The sequence below is a fragment of the Superficieibacter sp. BNK-5 genome, from assembly GCF_047456055.1.
In the GTDB taxonomy this organism is placed as follows: domain Bacteria; phylum Pseudomonadota; class Gammaproteobacteria; order Enterobacterales; family Enterobacteriaceae; genus Superficieibacter.
Genome location: NZ_CP179893.1, coordinates 1,578,874 through 1,595,264, shown reverse-complemented (window position 1 = coordinate 1,595,264; position 16,391 = coordinate 1,578,874). Strand labels below are relative to the sequence as shown.

Genomic DNA, 16,391 nt, shown 5'->3' with positions numbered 1-16,391 from the left:
GCCGGGCGGCGGCAGCGCATTGGCCCTATTCCCAATACCCGATCGTAGGCCCGGTAAGCGCAGCGCCACCGGGCATGGCGTCCACGTTGATACGCGATAATGCCAGCCTTGCCCGGCCTGCAATGGTTTCCCCCACATGAAGCGCTTGCCATCGCCTGTTTTCGCGTTAAGGTGTTCTCACTTCAGGCAAGGGAATCAGCTATGACCAAAGCAACGCGCCCCACGATTAGCGATGTCGCCAAAGCGGCCAAAACCGGGAAAACCAGCATTTCACGCTACCTCAACGGTGAAAAGCATCTTCTTTCCGACGCGCTGCTGGCGCGTATCGAAAAGGCTATCGCTGACCTTGATTACCGTCCGAGCCTGATGGCCCGTGGCCTGAAACGCGGGCGCACGCGCCTGATTGGGCTGATTATCGCTGATATTACCAATCCCTATTCCGTGGATGTGCTGAGCGGTATCGAAGCCGCCTGCCGTGAAAAGGGGTTTACGCCGCTGGTCTGCAATACCAATAACGAACTGGATCAGGAGCTGCACTACCTCGATCTACTGCGCAGCTACCAGGTAGAAGGGATTGTCGTCAACGCCGTCGGCATGCGGGAAGAGGGGCTGAACCGCCTGCAACAGTCGGCGCTGCCGATGGTACTTATCGACCGCAAGATCCCCGATTTCGCCTGTGATGTGGTCGGCCTTGATAACACGCAGGCAGCCACCACCGCCACCGAGCATCTGATCGATCAGGGGTTCGAAGCCCTGTTGTTTCTTAGCGAACCGCTTGGCACAGTGAATACCCGCCGCGAGCGGTTAAGCGCTTTTCGGGCGACGCTGGCGCGCTACCCGGGCCTTGTCGCGGAGAATAGCGAAGTTCCGCTTACCGACGCCGCGCTGATGGATAATGCGCTGCGTCAGTTTCACGCCCGCCACCGCGGGATGCGCAAAGCGGTGATCTCCGCCAACGGTGCGCTCACGTTGCAGGTCGCCCGTTCGCTGCGGCGTATTGGCCTGCACTGGGGCAGCGATATTGGGCTGCTGGGCTTTGATGAGCTTGAATGGGCTGAACTGGCGGGCGTTGGCATTACCACCCTCAAACAACCTACCTGGCAAATCGGTTTTGCCGCCGTAGAACAGGTCGTGCGTCGTATTGAAGGCGATGCCGATACCATCCGCGAGCAGGTTTTCTCCGGCGAACTTATCGTTCGCGGCTCTACCTCCCGTTAATTTCACTTCGTGATGGCGATCATAATTTCGCCATCGCGTCCTTTTCTTTGGAACCGGTTCCATCTAGCGTAATAGATATTATGTTGCACTGGAGTTAATCATGAACCGGAAAATCTTTGTCGTTACTGCCGCCTATGGCCATGGCCAGGTTCGTCAGGCGGGCGGTCAGCGCGCGATGCTTCCCGTCATTGCCGCCGCCGGGGCCGATGGCGTTGAGATCCGCCGTGAAATGTTCAATGAACAGGAGCAGGCCGACCTTGCCGCACTCGGCGTGGCCATCACGGAACATCAACTGCTGGCCTGCTATTCAGCCCCCGAGCCGCTGTATCTGGCCGACGGCACGCTTAACCCGCAATTACCGGAACTGTTGCGCGAAGCGCGCACGCTGAATGCGCTCTGGCTGAAAGTGTCGCTCGGGCATTTCACCGACGCCCGGACGCTGCAAACCCTGCGCGGCTGGCTGGCGACGAGCGGTATTCGCCTGCTCGTCGAAAACGATCAGACCGCATGCGGCCAGCTTCCACCGATGCAGCGTTTTAGCGCCGCCTGCCAGGTACAGGAGCTGCCCGTTATGCTGACCTTTGATATGGGCAACTGGCTGTGGGTGGAGAATTCACCAGAGCAGGCGGCGCATCATCTGGCCCCGTTTGTCAGCTATATCCATGTCAAAGCCGCTACGCAGCATCAGAACAGCTACCGCGCCATCGCGCCGGATGAAGGCGGTGCACGCTGGCAGGATCTGCTGCGGTCGTTGCCGGTCGATGTACCGCGCGGCATTGAGTTTCCGCTGGAAGGCAACAATCTGACGGCAGTCACGCGTCGCTATGTCGACCTGTTACGCGAGGAGTAAACATGAACACCCCCCTGGACGTTATTACGATTGGCGAAGCGATGGCGATGTTTGTTGCCACTGAAACCGGCGATCTGAGTGATGTCGAACGCTTTATCAAACGTGTCGCCGGTGCCGAGCTGAACGTGGCGACCGGGCTGGCCCGGCTGGGTCTGAAGGTGAGCTGGGTCAGCCGCGTCGGCAATGACAGCTTTGGCCATTTCGTGCTTAACAGTCTGAAAAAGGAAGGGATTAATACTGACGGCGTGACGCTTGATGACCGTTTCGCGACCGGTTTTCAGTTGAAATCTAAAGCTGAAAATGGAACCGATCCCATTGTGGAATATTTTCGTAAAAATTCCGCTGCCAGCCATCTTTCGCTGGACGATTATCATCCGGGCCATTTTTCTTCCGCCCGCCATTTGCATCTCAGCGGCGTGGCGGCGGCCCTGTCTGCCAGTTCGTATGAGCTGCTCGATCACGCCGCGCGGATGATGAAAGCGCAGGGCAAGACCCTGTCATTCGATCCTAATTTGCGTCCGGTGCTGTGGAACAGCGAGGCGGAGATGGTGGAGAAACTGAATCATCTCGCCTTTCAGGCCGACTGGGTTCTGCCGGGCCTGAAGGAAGGCATGATCCTGACCGGGCATTCCGATCCACAGGCGATCGCGGATTTTTATCTCGATAAAGGCGTGAAGGCGGTGGTGATTAAAACCGGCGCTGACGGTGCCTGGTTCAAATCCACCGATGGCCGTCAGGGCTGCGTCCCGCCCGTCAGGGTTGAGAATGTCGTGGATACCGTGGGTGCAGGTGATGGTTTTGCCGTTGGCGTTATCAGCGCCCTGCTGGAAGGTGAAACGCTGGAGCAGGCGGTAACACGAGGTAATAAAATTGGCGCACTGGCCATCCAGGTTCAGGGCGACAGCGAAGGATTGCCGACAAGAGAACAACTTAATCAGTAGCAATCACGCCTCTGTACCCTACCGTCAGAGGCAGCGACTCTCTCATTATCAGAGGCTGGCCTATGAAAAGCGCAACAAATGCAACAAAACGCTGGTGGTATATCATGCCCATCGTGTTTATTACCTACAGCCTGGCGTACCTCGATCGCGCGAACTTTAGTTTCGCCTCCGCTGCGGGCATTAACGATGATTTAGGTATCACCAAAGGGATCTCCTCCCTGCTGGGCGCGCTGTTTTTCCTCGGCTATTTTTTCTTCCAGATCCCCGGCGCGGTGTATGCCGAGCGCCGTAGCGTCCGCAAACTGATTTTTGTCTGCCTGATCCTCTGGGGTGCCTGCGCGTCCTTAACCGGGATGGTCACCAATATCCCGATGCTGGCCGCTATCCGCTTTATTCTCGGCGTTGTGGAAGCGGCGGTAATGCCTGCAATGCTGATTTATATTAGCAACTGGTTTACCAAATCCGAACGCTCGCGTGCCAATACGTTCCTGATCCTTGGCAACCCGGTGACCGTGCTGTGGATGTCGGTGGTATCCGGCTATCTGATTCAGGCGCTGGGCTGGCGCGAGATGTTTATCATCGAAGGCGTTCCGGCCATTATCTGGGCCTTCTGCTGGTGGGTGCTGGTAAAAGATAAACCGGCGCAGGTGAACTGGCTGGCTGAAGATGAGAAAGCCGCCTTGCAGGCGCAACTGGAGAAAGAGCAGCAGGGCATTAAAGCCGTGCGTAACTACGGCGAGGCGTTTCGTTCGCGCAACGTGATCTTACTCTGTATGCAGTATTTTGCCTGGAGCATCGGCGTGTATGGTTTCGTGCTGTGGCTGCCGTCCATTATTCACAGCGCCGGTGCCAATCTGGGTATGGTTGAGGTGGGCTGGCTGTCATCGGTGCCTTATCTGGCGGCCACTATCGCCATGATTGTCGCCTCATGGGCGTCGGATAAACTGCAAAACCGTAAACTGTTCGTCTGGCCGTTATTATTGATTGCCGCTTTCGCCTTTATTGGTTCGTGGGCGGTAGGCGCAAATCACTTCTGGGTATCCTATACGCTGCTGTTGATTGCCGGTGCCGCGATGTATGCCTCCTATGGTCCGTTTTTCGCCATTATCCCGGAGATGCTGCCGCGTAACGTGGCGGGCGGCGCGATGGCGCTGATCAACAGCATGGGCGCGCTCGGCTCCTTCTTCGGCTCGTGGTTTGTCGGTTATCTCAACGGTTCGACTGGCTCACCTTCAGCGTCGTATATATTTATGGGGGTAGCACTTTTTGCCTCAGTGTGGCTTACTTTGATTGTTAAGCCTGCGAATAATCAACAGCTTCCGGCAGGCGCACACCACGCCTGAACCTACCATTAGGGAGATATCATGAAGCCGTCCGTCATTCTCTACAAAGCATTGCCTGACAATCTGTATCAAAAACTGGAAGAGCATTTCACCGTGACACAGGTGACGAACCTGAAGCCGGAGACCGTTGAACAGCATGCCGACGCTTTCGCCAACGCGCAAGGACTGCTCGGCTCAAGTGAAACGGTGGACACCGCGCTGCTGGAAAAAATGCCCAGGCTGCGCGCCACCTCTACCATTTCCGTCGGGTATGACAATTTTGACGTCGACGCGCTGAACGAGCGTAAAATTGCGCTGATGCACACGCCGACCGTTCTCACTGAAACCGTGGCCGATACCATGATGGCGCTGGTGCTAAGCAGCGCCCGTCGCGTGGTGGAAGTGGCGGAACGCGTGAAGGCGGGAGAATGGACCAAAGGTATCGGCCCGGACTGGTTTGGCATTGATGTTCACCAAAAAACGCTGGGCATCGTCGGGATGGGCCGTATTGGTCTGGCGCTGGCGCAGCGGGCGCATTTTGGCTTCGGCATGCCCATTCTGTATAACGCCCGCCGTCATCATACTGAAGCAGAAGAACGCTTCAACGCGCACTACTGCGATCTGGATACCCTGTTACAGGAAGCGGATTTTGTCTGCCTGGTGCTGCCGCTGACCGATGAGACTCACCATCTGATCGGCGCGGAACAGTTTGCGAAGATGAAAAACTCCGCCGTTTTCATTAATGCGGGACGTGGACCGGTCGTTGACGAGCAGGCGCTGATTGAAGCGCTAAAAACCGGCCAGATCCATGCCGCAGGGCTGGACGTCTTTGAGCAGGAGCCGCTGCCTAAAGATTCTCCCCTGCTGTCGCTGCCGAACGTAGTCGCGCTGCCGCATATTGGTTCCGCCACGCATGAAACGCGCTACAACATGGCGGCCTGCGCGGTGGATAACCTGATCGACGCGCTGAACGGCAAGGTGGATAAAAACTGTGTGAATCCGAAAGTGGTAGGCTAAGGCTAGGCGTTAAAAAGTAAACCTCATCCCGCCAGCGCAGGATGAGGTTTTGAAGGTTACTGCGTTGCGCTCACCGCAGCGTTCCACGCCTGAGTGAAAGCCTGATGCTGAGACGCCAGCGGCCCAATCAGAGAGTTATACTGGCTGGCCTGCTGCGAGGTCGGGAACTGAATACCATTCGCGGCAAATCCAACCTGGGTGCCCTGCTGGGCAACAAAATCACCCACCTGCACCAGCTGCTGAGTAAAGATCTGCGCGGCCGGAATTAACGGCTGTAATGCATCCGCCGGACGCGTTACGATTTTTTCATAAGCCTGGTCAAACACCGGCTTAAGATCGTCGCCCTGTTTCAGCGCCGAGTGCGCGGCATCTGCCTGCATTTTGGCATTTTGCAGCTGCTGACTCAGCACGCCCAGCGAACCATTGGCCTGGCGTAGCGGCTCGCGCTGCGTCATATAGTCTTGCGGCACACGAATCGCGTTTACGCTGTCAACGACCGGGCGCAGACCTTCATCCATCGCCTGATTCACCTGCTGTGAATAGCCATAGAGGATCGCGTAGTCAGTCACCAAAGGCCCAAACTGTTTTTTCTGATCGGAGGTCAATGCTGGCAGATGTTCACCGCTCCGCATCACCGTATTTTGCAGGAAATCGATGAACGCCTTGCGCTGATCGCCCTCTTTATCAAAACACCCACTCAGGCTAACTACCATTAATAACGCCATCACAGACGCGAACCAGCGAGAGCAGGACTTTCCTGTCGCCATTTTTATACTCCTTTCACCCTAAAAAAGTGCACACCGACACCAGCGTGTCTGACGCTGACAAGGATAGTCCAGGACGGCTTTACAGGATACCTTTTCATGCAGCCTAAGCTGAAAAATCGCTATCTGCTGACAATATACGTCTATACCAGCAGATTGAGTGATCTATCAGCGGGTTGCCCTCCCTCCCGGGCCGATTGTTGAGGCGACCTGGAAAAATAACCAGCAAATAGTCATCCAGGTAACTATCTATTGCCCATTTCCCGACTATTCTTAAAAAGCTCGACATTATTCACGATCACGCTGTGTGTGTACGGGGGTACTCAATGGAATTTAAAGATCCTATGATCGAATTGATGAACAATCTGGAACTTATTGTTTTTAAAGATGTACCGCAGAAAATTACCCCACCCCAGAAGCCGAAGGCGAACGCTGAGATAGAACAATTACGCAAAGGTACAGGGCTTAAACTGGCTGATTTCGCCAGAGCTGTGGGCGTAACGGTCTCAAAGGTGCAGGAATGGGAGTCTAAACGGGTAAAACCGACGGCTACTGAACTCAAGCTAATGCGTCTGATTCAGGCTAACCCTAAGTTAAGTAAAGAGTTAATGGAATAATTCTTCAGTTTTAACGGTCCTGATACAGGACCGTTTCCGGTGCGGCATCTCAGAAATTGCATTCAGTTAAAAATAAAGTTTGCTTTTGGCCGTCGTAAATGCGTTAATGCACTCGACGGTTTGATATACAGACCATAAAGCAGTTTAGTTAAGCAGTGTCCTTCAAGAGTACTCCATTTGATACCCTTCGTTGAGAGCTTTTCCTTTAACGCTTCAAAATCTGTAATGCACGCCATATTGCCGAAAGGCACTCATATATCTTTTAAAGGTAATCGCTATGTCCGGTAAAATGACTGGTATCGTAAAATGGTTCAACGCTGATAAAGGCTTTGGTTTCATCACTCCTGACGATGGCTCAAAAGACGTGTTCGTACACTTCTCTGCTATCCAGAACCAGGGTTACAAATCTCTGGACGAAGGTCAGAAAGTGTCCTTCACCATCGAAAGCGGCGCTAAAGGCCCGGCAGCTGGTAACGTAACCAGCCTGTAAGCTTAAACAGCTCAGAATTCGAATCCTCGCCTCGGCGGGGATTTTTTTTATCTTTTTTTCCGCCTGAGCAAAACGCCAGACCATGAGCAATCGCAGGGACAGCTGACATCGGGAAACGGGATTTCCGGGCAGGACACATCCGGGCACTCTGACGGTACGCAATCAGCGGGCGTTGTCCCCATATCGCAGCACCATTCAGCCCGTTCGCGGCGTTTATTCTTACGCTCGCTTTCATCTTCGTCTTCAGATAAACGCCTCGCACGTAGCGTTTGTGCCGCCTCATGACAATCAGCAAAGCGCTGACGAATATCGTGCCAGCCCGCAATAATGCCCTTCTGCTGGATGATGTGTTTTACCGCGCCGGAACAGCCGTGGGTGTGATGCAGAACGCCATAAGCGCAGCGATAGCCTTTACGGGGAGAGATAACGCGTTGGTAGAAAGCAATGAGCTTTAATATAAATTCATCCATAAATTTACTTCTTTATCTTCGGGATAACGAACTGTAAAAAACCCGCATTTCTGCGGGTTTTTTATTCTTACTGTAGCAGCGAGATATCCGCTACCTGGAGGAACAGCTCGCGCAGCTTCGACAGCAGCGTCAGGCGATTCAGACGGACATCTTTCTCTTCCGCGTTGACCATCACCTGCTCGAAGAACTCATCCACCGGCTCGCGCAGGGACGCCAGTTCAATCAGCGCTTCCTGATAGCGACCTTCCGCGAAGTACGGTTGCAGCTTGTCGCGCAGCACGACCAGATTGCCGGCCAGTTTGATCTCGGCGGCTTCCTTCAGCACGGAAGCATGAACGGTATCGTTCAGCGGCTCGGTGGCTTTCGCCAGGATGTTGGAGACACGCTTGTTAGCTGCCGCCAGCGCCGCCGCTTCATCCAGCGTGCGGAAGTGCGATACCGCCTTCATGCGGGCATCGAAATCCGCCGGACGGGTCGGACGACGCGCCAGCACCGCCTGAATAGTGTCAACGGTGTAGCCTTCGTCCTGATACCAGGCGCGGAAACGACCGAGCATGAAATCGATGACGTCATCAACAACCTTCGCATTAGTCAGCTTGTCGCCGTACAGACGCACCGCTTCTTCAGTCAGCGTTTGCAGATCCAGATTCAGGTTCTTCTCAACGATAATACGCAGCACGCCCAGCGCGGCACGACGCAGCGCAAACGGGTCTTTGTCGCCTTTCGGATGCTGACCGATACCGAAGATCCCCGCCAGAGTGTCCATCTTATCGGCAATCGCCACAGAACACGCGACCAGGTTAGACGGCAGCGCATCACCCGCAAAACGCGGCTGATACTGTTCGTTGAGGGCAACGGCGACGTCTTCCGCTTCGCCGTCATGACGCGCGTAGTGCATCCCCATCACGCCCTGGGTGTCGGTGAACTCGAAGACCATGTTGGTCATCAGGTCGCACTTGGACAGCAGGCCCGCGCGGGTAGCATGATTAACATCGGCACCAATCTGTTCGGCGATCCAGCCCGCCAGCGCCTGAATACGATCGGTCTTGTCGCGCAGGGTGCCCAGCTGTTGCTGGAACAGCACGGTTTGCAGGCGCGGCAGGTGATCTTCCAGACGTTTTTTGCGGTCGGTATTGAAGAAGAACTCGGCATCCGCCAGACGCGGACGGACCACTTTCTCGTTACCGGAGATAATCTGAATCGGATCTTTCGACTCGATGTTAGCGACGAAGATAAAGTTCGGCAGCAGTTTGCCGTCATCGGCGTAAACCGGGAAATACTTCTGATCGCCCTTCATGGTATACACCAGCGCTTCCGCCGGTACTGCGAGGAATTTCTCTTCGAATTTCGCCGTCAGCACTACGGGCCATTCCACCAGCGAGGCCACTTCTTCCAGCAGGCTTTCGCTCAGATCCGCATTTCCACCAATCTGACGTGCCGCTTCTTCAGCATCGGCTTTGATTTTGGCTTTACGCAGTTCGTAATCAGCAATCACTTTCCCGCGTTCCAGCAGGATTTGCGGATACTGGTCGGCATTGTCGATGGTGAATTCTGGCTCGCCCATAAAGCGATGGCCGCGAATTACGCGATCGGACTGAATGCCCAGAATAGTTGCCGGGATCACTTTGTCGCCCAGCAGCAGCGTCACAGTGTGAACCGGACGCACAAAGTGGACGTCAGACGCGCCCCAGCGCATCAGTTTCGGGATCGGCAGCTTCGCCAGCGAGGTGGCGATCATGTTCGGCAGCAGCGTTTCTGCGCTTTCGCCTTTTACATGCGCGCGATACAGCAGCCACTCGCCTTTATCGGTGGTCAGACGCTCGGCCTGGTCAACGGTGATCCCGCAGCCACGCGCCCAGCCTTCCGCCGCTTTGCTCGGTTTACCTTCCGCATCAAACGCCTGGGCAATCGCCGGGCCGCGTTTTTCAACTTCACGATCGGCCTGAGACTCAGCAAGATTCGCAACTTTCAGCGCCAGACGGCGCGGGGCAGCAAACCATTCAACGTTGCCGTGCGCGAGGCCGGCGTTATCCAGCTCTGCGGTAACATTCGCAGCAAAAGATTCCGCCAGGCTGCGCAGGGCTTTTGGTGGCAGCTCTTCAGTGCCGATTTCCACCAGAAAAGTTTTTTCAGACATGGCCGCCTCTTATTTATTCTTGTTGCACATCGGGAAGCCGAGGGCTTCGCGGGAAGCATAGTAAGCTTCTGCCACTGCTTTGGTCAGGGTGCGAATACGCAGGATATAGCGCTGACGCTCAGTGACGGAGATGGCTTTACGCGCATCCAGCAGGTTGAAGCTATGGGCGGCCTTCAGAATACGTTCGTAAGCCGGCAGCGGCAGCGGGTTTTCCAGCGCCAGTAGCTGCTGGGCTTCTTTTTCGTATTGCTCGAAGCAGGTGAACAGGAAGTCCACATCGGCGTATTCGAAGTTGTAGGTGGATTGCTCAACTTCGTTCTGATGGAAGACGTCGCCGTAGGTGGTTTTACCCAGCGGGCCGTCGCTCCATACCAGGTCGTACACGCTGTCCACGCCCTGAATGTACATCGCCAGACGTTCCAGACCGTAGGTGATTTCCCCGGTTACTGGTTTACATTCCAGACCGCCGACCTGCTGGAAGTAGGTAAACTGTGTGACTTCCATACCGTTCAGCCACACTTCCCAACCGAGACCCCAGGCACCCAGCGTCGGGTTTTCCCAGTTGTCTTCGACGAAGCGGATGTCGTGAATAGTCGGGTCCATGCCCAGCTCTTTTAACGATCCGAGGTACAGCTCCTGGATATTGTCCGGAGAGGGCTTAATCACCACCTGGAACTGATAATAGTGCTGTAAACGGTTCGGGTTTTCGCCATAGCGGCCGTCGGTTGGACGACGAGAAGGCTGAACATAAGCGGTTGCCATAGGCTCTGGCCCCAGCGCGCGCAGGCTGGTCATCGGGTGAGAAGTTCCCGCGCCGACTTCCATGTCCAGTGGTTGAACGATGGTGCAGCCCTGGCGAGCCCAGTAATCCTGTAAGGTCAGGATCAGGCCCTGGAAGGTCCTGGTATCAAACTTTTGCATAGTATTTCGTGCTGGATACGTGTGGATTTAAAGGAAGCGACCAGTATACCCGCTGACTGCAAGATATACAGTACGAAAGCGGGTAGAATGGGGAAAATTGGCCTGTTAGCGCATAGAAAGGTGTAAAAACTGGCCATCTGCATCAAATGCGCAGATAAAACCCTCTTTTCGCGCAGTATAGCCGCGCATCTCGTAACTTCCCTGAAATTGCTCAAAGCCAATAACGTTTATTTTTTGCGCACCTGTATTGTAACGCCACGCCGCTTGCCCCTTACATAAGGTTTCCATATCCAGCGAGCGTGCAGGCCCCACTTTCGCCTTCTGCGCTTTTTGTACCGCCTCTGGCGCACTCTGGCAGCCCACCAGCAGCATTAACATGACAGGCATCAGCTTTTTTAAGGTCATTTCCGCGCGCCTCGTTAATTACCTGTTATTTTTAATGGTGATAATTGTATAGGGTATTTCTACCTGCGCATTTTGATAATGACAAATTTGTTGTACAAGCTGCCGTCCGGAAATTCAGAATTTTCTAATCAGGATCTCAAGCAAAATAGGAATAAAGCCCCGATAAAAGAGGAAAGCAGGAGACTGATGTCGTCAAAAATACACTGGATAGAGAATTTGCGAGGGATTGCGTGCCTGATGGTGGTGATGATCCATACTACCGCCTGGTACATTACCAACCCGACCGCCATCGGCCATATCGACTGGAATATTGCTAACGTCCTCAATTCCGCCTCGCGGGTGAGCGTGCCGCTGTTTTTTATGATTTCGGGCTATCTCTTTTTTGGTGAGCGTAGCGCTCAGCCGCGTCACTTCCTGCGCATCGCCCTCTGCCTGCTGTTTTATAGCGCCGTTGCTCTGCTCTATATCTGGGGTTTTACCTCCATAAACGGCGAACTTTCACTGCGCTATTTGCTGCAAAAACCCGTTTTTTATCATCTGTGGTTTTTCTTCGCCATCATCGTGATCTACCTGGTGTCGCCGTTAATCCAGGTAAAAAACGTCAGCGGTAAAATGCTGCTGGCGCTGATCGTCGTGATTGGCATCGTCGCGAACCCGAATACCGTCTCGCAAAAGATCGGCGGCTTTGAATGGCTGCCGGTGAATCTCTATATCAATGGCGACACGTTTTATTATGTCCTGTACGGCATGCTGGGGCGTGCTATCGGTATGATGGACACCCATAAGAAGCCGCTTACCCTGGTCTGCGCGGCGCTGTTCATCATGGCGGTCTATGTGATTTCACGCGGTACATTGCACGAGCTGAAATGGCGTGGCAGCTTTGCCGATACGTGGTACCTCTACTGTGGCCCGATGGTCTTTCTCTGCGCGGTGTCACTGCTGACGCTGGTGAAAAATACGCTCAACGCCCGCACCCTGCCCGGCCTGAGTATTATTTCGCGTCATTCTCTGGGGATTTATGGTTTTCATGCGCTCATTATCCACGCGTTACGCACCAACGGCGTGGAGCTGACACGCTGGCCGCTGCTGGATATTCTTTGGATCTTTAGCGCGACGGTGACGGGTAGCCTGTTGTTATCCATCCTGCTTCAGCATCTGGATACACGCAGGCTGGTGAGTTAGCCAGGCAAGCGAGATGCCGGGGTTTTCCCCGGCACAGAAACGCTACTCACCACTCTCTTGTAACGGTTCGACAGAAGGTTCTGCACTGCGATCCCAACTGTCACGGACGTTTTTCTGTACCGCCACAATGCCAAACAGGCTTAAGAAAAAAGCGAGGGCGTAGAAACCTTTTTCGCTCATCAGTAAGGTAGCATTCCACAGCCCGACCACCAGCAGGGCCACGGCGATAATAAACGTTGCCAGACACGCGATGTAATACAGCGGCGTTGTTGGGATATCTTCCAGCCGGTCGCGAACGGTCTTTTGATACGACATCGCGGAGAACAGCCCCAGCACCAGCACGGCAAAATAGTAGCCTTTTTCATTGAGTTGCATTTCTGCGTTCCACAGTCCCAGCAGATAAACCACAATCCCGGCTATCAGAGCGATCCATGACACCAGGTTAAACGCCGGTGAGACAACTGCTTTTCTTTCCATTGTGAAAATCCTTCCTTTTTAGTCTTCCTGAAATTTGATTTTACCGCTGCTTAGGATCGGTGATGTGCTGCGCCTTTGAACAAACGGTCATCGCAATCAAGCTGATAACCCAGGCGATGAAGTAGATAAGTCTCTGACTTAGCGTGATGGGTTCATTCCACAGACCAACGGCAAGTAGCCCCATCGAAACCAGTAACATCAGTTGACACCACGTCTTCATCTTTGCGCTGAAGCAATGATGACGCGTCAGATGCACGTAAACCACAACGGAAAACAGGCCCAACGCTAACAATGCGATGTAGTAACCCTTTTCACTTAATGTCGGGCAAATAGGCCATAATCCCGTTGCATATACCAGAATCCCTACTGGCAGAGCGATTTTTGCTGCGCGAGTATATAACACTCCACTTGTATTACCCATCTGTAGCCCCTTTTCCCACTCCGAGGAAAAAGCATTATGGAGCAGAGCAGCGCTCAGATACTTCACTGGAGAGAGAATGAATCATCAATTCAGAATAAATTCATATCACTAACTAATAATATAAGTGATTGTATTGATAAGAAGAATCCCTCGCTTGCAGGCAAGGAGGGATGGGGGTCAGGACATCAGTGGCAACAGTTGCTGGTAAATCTGTCGGAAGGTTTCACGTCGTTCGGCATAGCGGGCATGACGAGCGGCATCGGGTGCATGCGTTTGTTCCAGCGGCAATTGTGGCAGAAGTTCGGACAGCGGACGCTCCGGATTCATCGCCAGCTGAGCCAGTCGGGCAGCGCCCAGCGCGGGACCAACGTCGCCACCGGTGCGATAATCCATCTGGTGACCCGAAATATCGGCCAGCATCTGACGCCACCAGGCGCTACGCGCACCGCCGCCAATCAGAGTGATACTGTCTGGTGCCACACCACAGGCATGAACCGCATCAATGCCGTCCGCCAGCGCATATCCGACCCCTTCCAGCACCGCCTGAGCCAGTTCAGCCGGACCATGCTGATGGGTCAGACCAAAAAAGACCCCTTTTGCCTGCGGATTATTGTGCGGCGTCCGTTCGCCGGAGAGATAGGGCAGGAACCAGACAGCGCCTGCCTTTTCATCCGCCTCCTGTGCCGCGGCGATCAGCGCAGGCACTGAATTCAGGCCGGTAAGTTTCGCTGCCCAGTCGAGGCAGGATGCCGCACTAAGCATTACGGACATCAGGTGCCAGCGTCCTGGTAGCGCATGGCAAAAACTGTGCACCGCACTTTCAGGTTTACTCAGAAATCCGTTGCTGACGGCAAAATAAACACCGGAGGTGCCCAACGAGAGCATCGCCTGGCCGGCATCCGCCATGCCGACGCCAACGGCACCAGCGGCATTGTCGCCACCACCTGCCACCACGGAGACGGCAGGCATATTCCACGCATCAGCGACGGCGGGCAATAACGTACCGGTAATTTCACTTCCCTCAAAAAGAGCAGGCATCTGCGCACGGGTAAGCGTGCAGGCAGCAAGCATTTCATCGCTCCAGTCGCGCTTTTTCACATCCATCCACATCGTGCCCGCAGCATCCGACATATCGCTGGCAAACTCGCCCGTCATGCGCAGACGCAGATAATCTTTGGGGAGTAGTACCTTGTCGATCTGCCGAAAAACGTCGGGTTCATGGCGCTGCACCCACAGGAGTTTGGGTGCAGTAAACCCTGGCATCATCAGGTTGCCGGTGATCACGCGGGACTCAGGCACCTGCGCTTCCAGCATGGCGCACTCCTCACCACAGCGGCCGTCATTCCACAGGATTGCCGGGCGCAGCACCCGCTGCTGATTATCAAGCAGCGTCGCGCCGTGCATTTGCCCGGCGATACCCATTGCCTTTACCGCACGCAGGGAATGCTGCGCACCTAATGCTTTTATGGCGCGATCCGTCGCCAGCCACCAGTGCTCGGGATCCTGTTCCGACCATAAAGGATGCGGGCGCGAAACCGTCAGTTTCTCTGTCTGCGACGCCACCACGTTTCCCTGCTCATCCAGCAGGATGGCCTTTACGCCGGAGGTTCCCAGATCTATCCCGATATACATAGTGACCACTCCTTATCTGCTAATAATGGCCCGGCACGCCGGGCCAAACGGCTTATTTGTTGAAAATATAGCCGTTAACCACATTCTCAAGCAGTTCCTGATGACCGCTTTGATGCAGCGGGGCGAGGTTATGCTGCTCGGCGTATTTGGCAATGTCGGCAAGGCTTAGCTGACCTTTCAGGATTTGCTGGCCCAGTTCGCCGTTCCAGCCGCTGTAGCGTTTCGCCACGCGCTTATCCAGCTCACCATCCTCAACCATTTGCGCGGCGATTTTCAGCGCCATTGCCATGGTATCCATCGCACCGAGGTGACCGTAGAAAAGGTCATATTTATCCGTGCTCTGACGACGCACTTTAGCGTCAAAGTTCAGGCCGCCCGTCGTTAAGCCGCCTGCTTTGAGGATCTCATACATTACCAGCGCATTCTCTTCCACGCTGTTCGGGAACTGGTCGGTATCCCAGCCAAGCTGCGGATCGCCACGGTTAGCATCGACGGAACCGAAGATCCCCAGCGCAATCGCTGAGGCAATTTCATGATGGAAAGAATGACCCGCCAGCGTCGCGTGGTTCGCCTCAATGTTCACTTTGATCTCTTTTTCCAGACCGAACTGCCTGAGAAAGCCGTAGACGGTGGCCACGTCATAATCGTACTGGTGCTTCGTCGGTTCCTGGGGTTTCGGTTCGATCAGCAATGTGCCCTGGAAACCGATTTTGTGTTTATGTTCCACGACCATCTGCATAAAGCGGCCGATTTGCTCGCGTTCCTGACGGAGATCGGTATTCAGGAGAGTTTCATACCCTTCACGGCCGCCCCACAGGACGTAGTTTTCACCGCCCAGCTTGTGCGTGGCATTCATTGCCGTCACCACCTGAGTGGCCGCCCAACTGAAGACCTCCGGATCCGGGTTAGTCGCCGCGCCTGCACCGTAACGTGGGTTGGTAAAGCAGTTTGCCGTCCCCCACAGTAGCTTCATGCCGCTTTGCTGTTGTTTCTCGCCCAGGTAATCCACCATTTCGGCGAAATTGCTCAGATACTCTTTCAGCGAGCCGCCTTCCGGCGAAACATCCACATCGTGAAAGCAGTAGTACGGCACATTAAGCTTATGGAAAAATTCAAACGCCACGTCAGCTTTACGTTTGGCCAGTTCCAGCGCCTCGCCTGGCTTCTGCCATGGACGATCGAAGGACCCTACGCCGAACATATCCGCGCCGTTCCAGCAGAAAGTATGCCAGTAGCAGGCGGCGAAACGCAGATGGTCTTCCATGCGTTTGCCCAGCACCAGTTCATCCGGGTTGTAGTGACGGAAGGCCAGAGGATTTTTTGATGTTGGCCCTTCATAACGAACGCGATCCAGTTGGTCAAAATAAGCTTGCATAATGAACTCCATATTCAGAGACGCGGCAGAAAGTCGATTCAGCCGTAATACTGGAGCGTCATCTCGTCTTGCTCAATTACGTTATTTCACACTGCTATTAAGAGAATGCACAAACGTGCGCTGGCTCGCAAAAATGCACCGTTTCTTTTTTA

Annotated in this window: 17 protein-coding genes; 8 read left to right on the top strand and 9 right to left on the bottom strand. The window is 54.4% G+C overall.

All coding sequences use genetic code 11. From position 1 onward, the window contains the following. The first annotated feature begins 201 nt into the window (after window positions 1–201). The 5 genes from ACMGGS_RS07645 to ghrB all read left to right on the top strand — a co-directional run bounded on the left by ACMGGS_RS07645 (window position 202) and on the right by ghrB (window position 5,348). Window positions 202–1,218, top strand: a complete 1,017-nt coding sequence (locus tag ACMGGS_RS07645) for a LacI family DNA-binding transcriptional regulator (RefSeq protein ID WP_414165634.1) — start codon at window positions 202–204, stop codon at window positions 1,216–1,218. A gap of 100 nt (window positions 1,219–1,318) precedes the next feature. After that, window positions 1,319–2,068, top strand: a complete 750-nt coding sequence (locus ACMGGS_RS07640; protein WP_414165633.1) for a sugar phosphate isomerase/epimerase family protein — start codon at window positions 1,319–1,321, stop codon at window positions 2,066–2,068. Window positions 2,069–2,070: 2 nt separating this feature from the next. Then, window positions 2,071–3,009 carry a sugar kinase gene (locus tag ACMGGS_RS07635; RefSeq protein ID WP_414165632.1) on the top strand — a complete coding sequence of 313 codons (939 nt, stop codon included), beginning with the start codon at window positions 2,071–2,073 and terminating at the stop codon, window positions 3,007–3,009. A gap of 62 nt (window positions 3,010–3,071) precedes the next feature. After that, window positions 3,072–4,352, top strand: a complete 1,281-nt coding sequence (locus ACMGGS_RS07630; protein ID WP_414165631.1) for an MFS transporter — start codon at window positions 3,072–3,074, stop codon at window positions 4,350–4,352. A gap of 21 nt (window positions 4,353–4,373) precedes the next feature. Continuing rightward, window positions 4,374–5,348 (top strand): glyoxylate/hydroxypyruvate reductase GhrB, encoded by a 975-nt coding sequence (gene ghrB, locus ACMGGS_RS07625; RefSeq protein WP_414165630.1) that lies wholly within the window; start codon window positions 4,374–4,376, stop codon window positions 5,346–5,348. Between the two features lie 56 nt (window positions 5,349–5,404). Here ghrB and ACMGGS_RS07620 read toward each other — a convergent pair whose 3' ends face one another. Then, a complete protein-coding gene (locus ACMGGS_RS07620) occupies window positions 5,405–6,115 on the bottom strand; it encodes a DUF3053 domain-containing protein (protein ID WP_414165629.1) in 711 nt (236 codons plus the stop codon). Between the two features lie 323 nt (window positions 6,116–6,438). On the opposite strand from ACMGGS_RS07620, the gene ACMGGS_RS07615 reads away from it, so the two are divergent. Next, complete coding sequence (locus tag ACMGGS_RS07615) at window positions 6,439–6,729, top strand: HTH-type transcriptional regulator (RefSeq protein ID WP_414165628.1); 291 nt, start codon at window positions 6,439–6,441, stop codon at window positions 6,727–6,729. Between the two features lie 277 nt (window positions 6,730–7,006). Then, window positions 7,007–7,219, top strand: coding sequence for an RNA chaperone/antiterminator CspA (gene cspA / locus ACMGGS_RS07610; protein ID WP_049839272.1), 213 nt, complete (start codon window positions 7,007–7,009; stop codon window positions 7,217–7,219). Between the two features lie 47 nt (window positions 7,220–7,266). Here the strand turns inward: cspA and yidD are convergent, their stop codons facing one another. The 4 genes from yidD to ACMGGS_RS07590 all read right to left on the bottom strand — a co-directional run bounded on the left by yidD (window position 7,267) and on the right by ACMGGS_RS07590 (window position 11,152). Next, the gene (gene yidD, locus ACMGGS_RS07605; protein WP_414165627.1) at window positions 7,267–7,689 is read right to left on the bottom strand and encodes a membrane protein insertion efficiency factor YidD; all 423 of its coding nucleotides are present in this window, start codon (window positions 7,687–7,689) and stop codon (window positions 7,267–7,269) included. A 67-nt stretch (window positions 7,690–7,756) separates the two neighbouring features. Further along, window positions 7,757–9,826, bottom strand: a complete 2,070-nt coding sequence (gene glyS, locus ACMGGS_RS07600; protein ID WP_414165626.1) for a glycine--tRNA ligase subunit beta — start codon at window positions 9,824–9,826, stop codon at window positions 7,757–7,759. 9 nt (window positions 9,827–9,835) lie between these two features. Further along, on the bottom strand, window positions 9,836–10,747 hold the full coding sequence (gene glyQ, locus ACMGGS_RS07595; RefSeq protein ID WP_414165625.1) for a glycine--tRNA ligase subunit alpha: 912 nt from the start codon (window positions 10,745–10,747) through the stop codon (window positions 9,836–9,838). Window positions 10,748–10,852: 105 nt separating this feature from the next. Then, window positions 10,853–11,152 (bottom strand): YsaB family lipoprotein, encoded by a 300-nt coding sequence (locus ACMGGS_RS07590; RefSeq protein WP_414165624.1) that lies wholly within the window; start codon window positions 11,150–11,152, stop codon window positions 10,853–10,855. 186 nt (window positions 11,153–11,338) lie between these two features. Here ACMGGS_RS07590 and ACMGGS_RS07585 point away from each other — a divergent pair, with 186 nt between their 5' ends. Beyond that, window positions 11,339–12,334 (top strand): acyltransferase, encoded by a 996-nt coding sequence (locus ACMGGS_RS07585; RefSeq protein ID WP_414165623.1) that lies wholly within the window; start codon window positions 11,339–11,341, stop codon window positions 12,332–12,334. Between the two features lie 42 nt (window positions 12,335–12,376). On the opposite strand, the gene yiaA is transcribed toward ACMGGS_RS07585, so the two are convergent. The 4 genes from yiaA to xylA form a co-directional block, all read right to left on the bottom strand. Next, window positions 12,377–12,811 (bottom strand): inner membrane protein YiaA, encoded by a 435-nt coding sequence (yiaA, locus tag ACMGGS_RS07580; RefSeq protein ID WP_414165622.1) that lies wholly within the window; start codon window positions 12,809–12,811, stop codon window positions 12,377–12,379. A gap of 40 nt (window positions 12,812–12,851) precedes the next feature. Beyond that, window positions 12,852–13,232 (bottom strand): YiaA/YiaB family inner membrane protein, encoded by a 381-nt coding sequence (locus ACMGGS_RS07575; protein ID WP_414165621.1) that lies wholly within the window; start codon window positions 13,230–13,232, stop codon window positions 12,852–12,854. Between the two features lie 177 nt (window positions 13,233–13,409). Continuing rightward, window positions 13,410–14,864 (bottom strand): xylulokinase, encoded by a 1,455-nt coding sequence (xylB, locus tag ACMGGS_RS07570; protein ID WP_414165620.1) that lies wholly within the window; start codon window positions 14,862–14,864, stop codon window positions 13,410–13,412. Between the two features lie 52 nt (window positions 14,865–14,916). Continuing rightward, a complete protein-coding gene (gene xylA, locus ACMGGS_RS07565; protein ID WP_414165619.1) occupies window positions 14,917–16,239 on the bottom strand; it encodes a xylose isomerase in 1,323 nt (440 codons plus the stop codon). Window positions 16,240–16,391 lie beyond the last annotated feature (152 nt).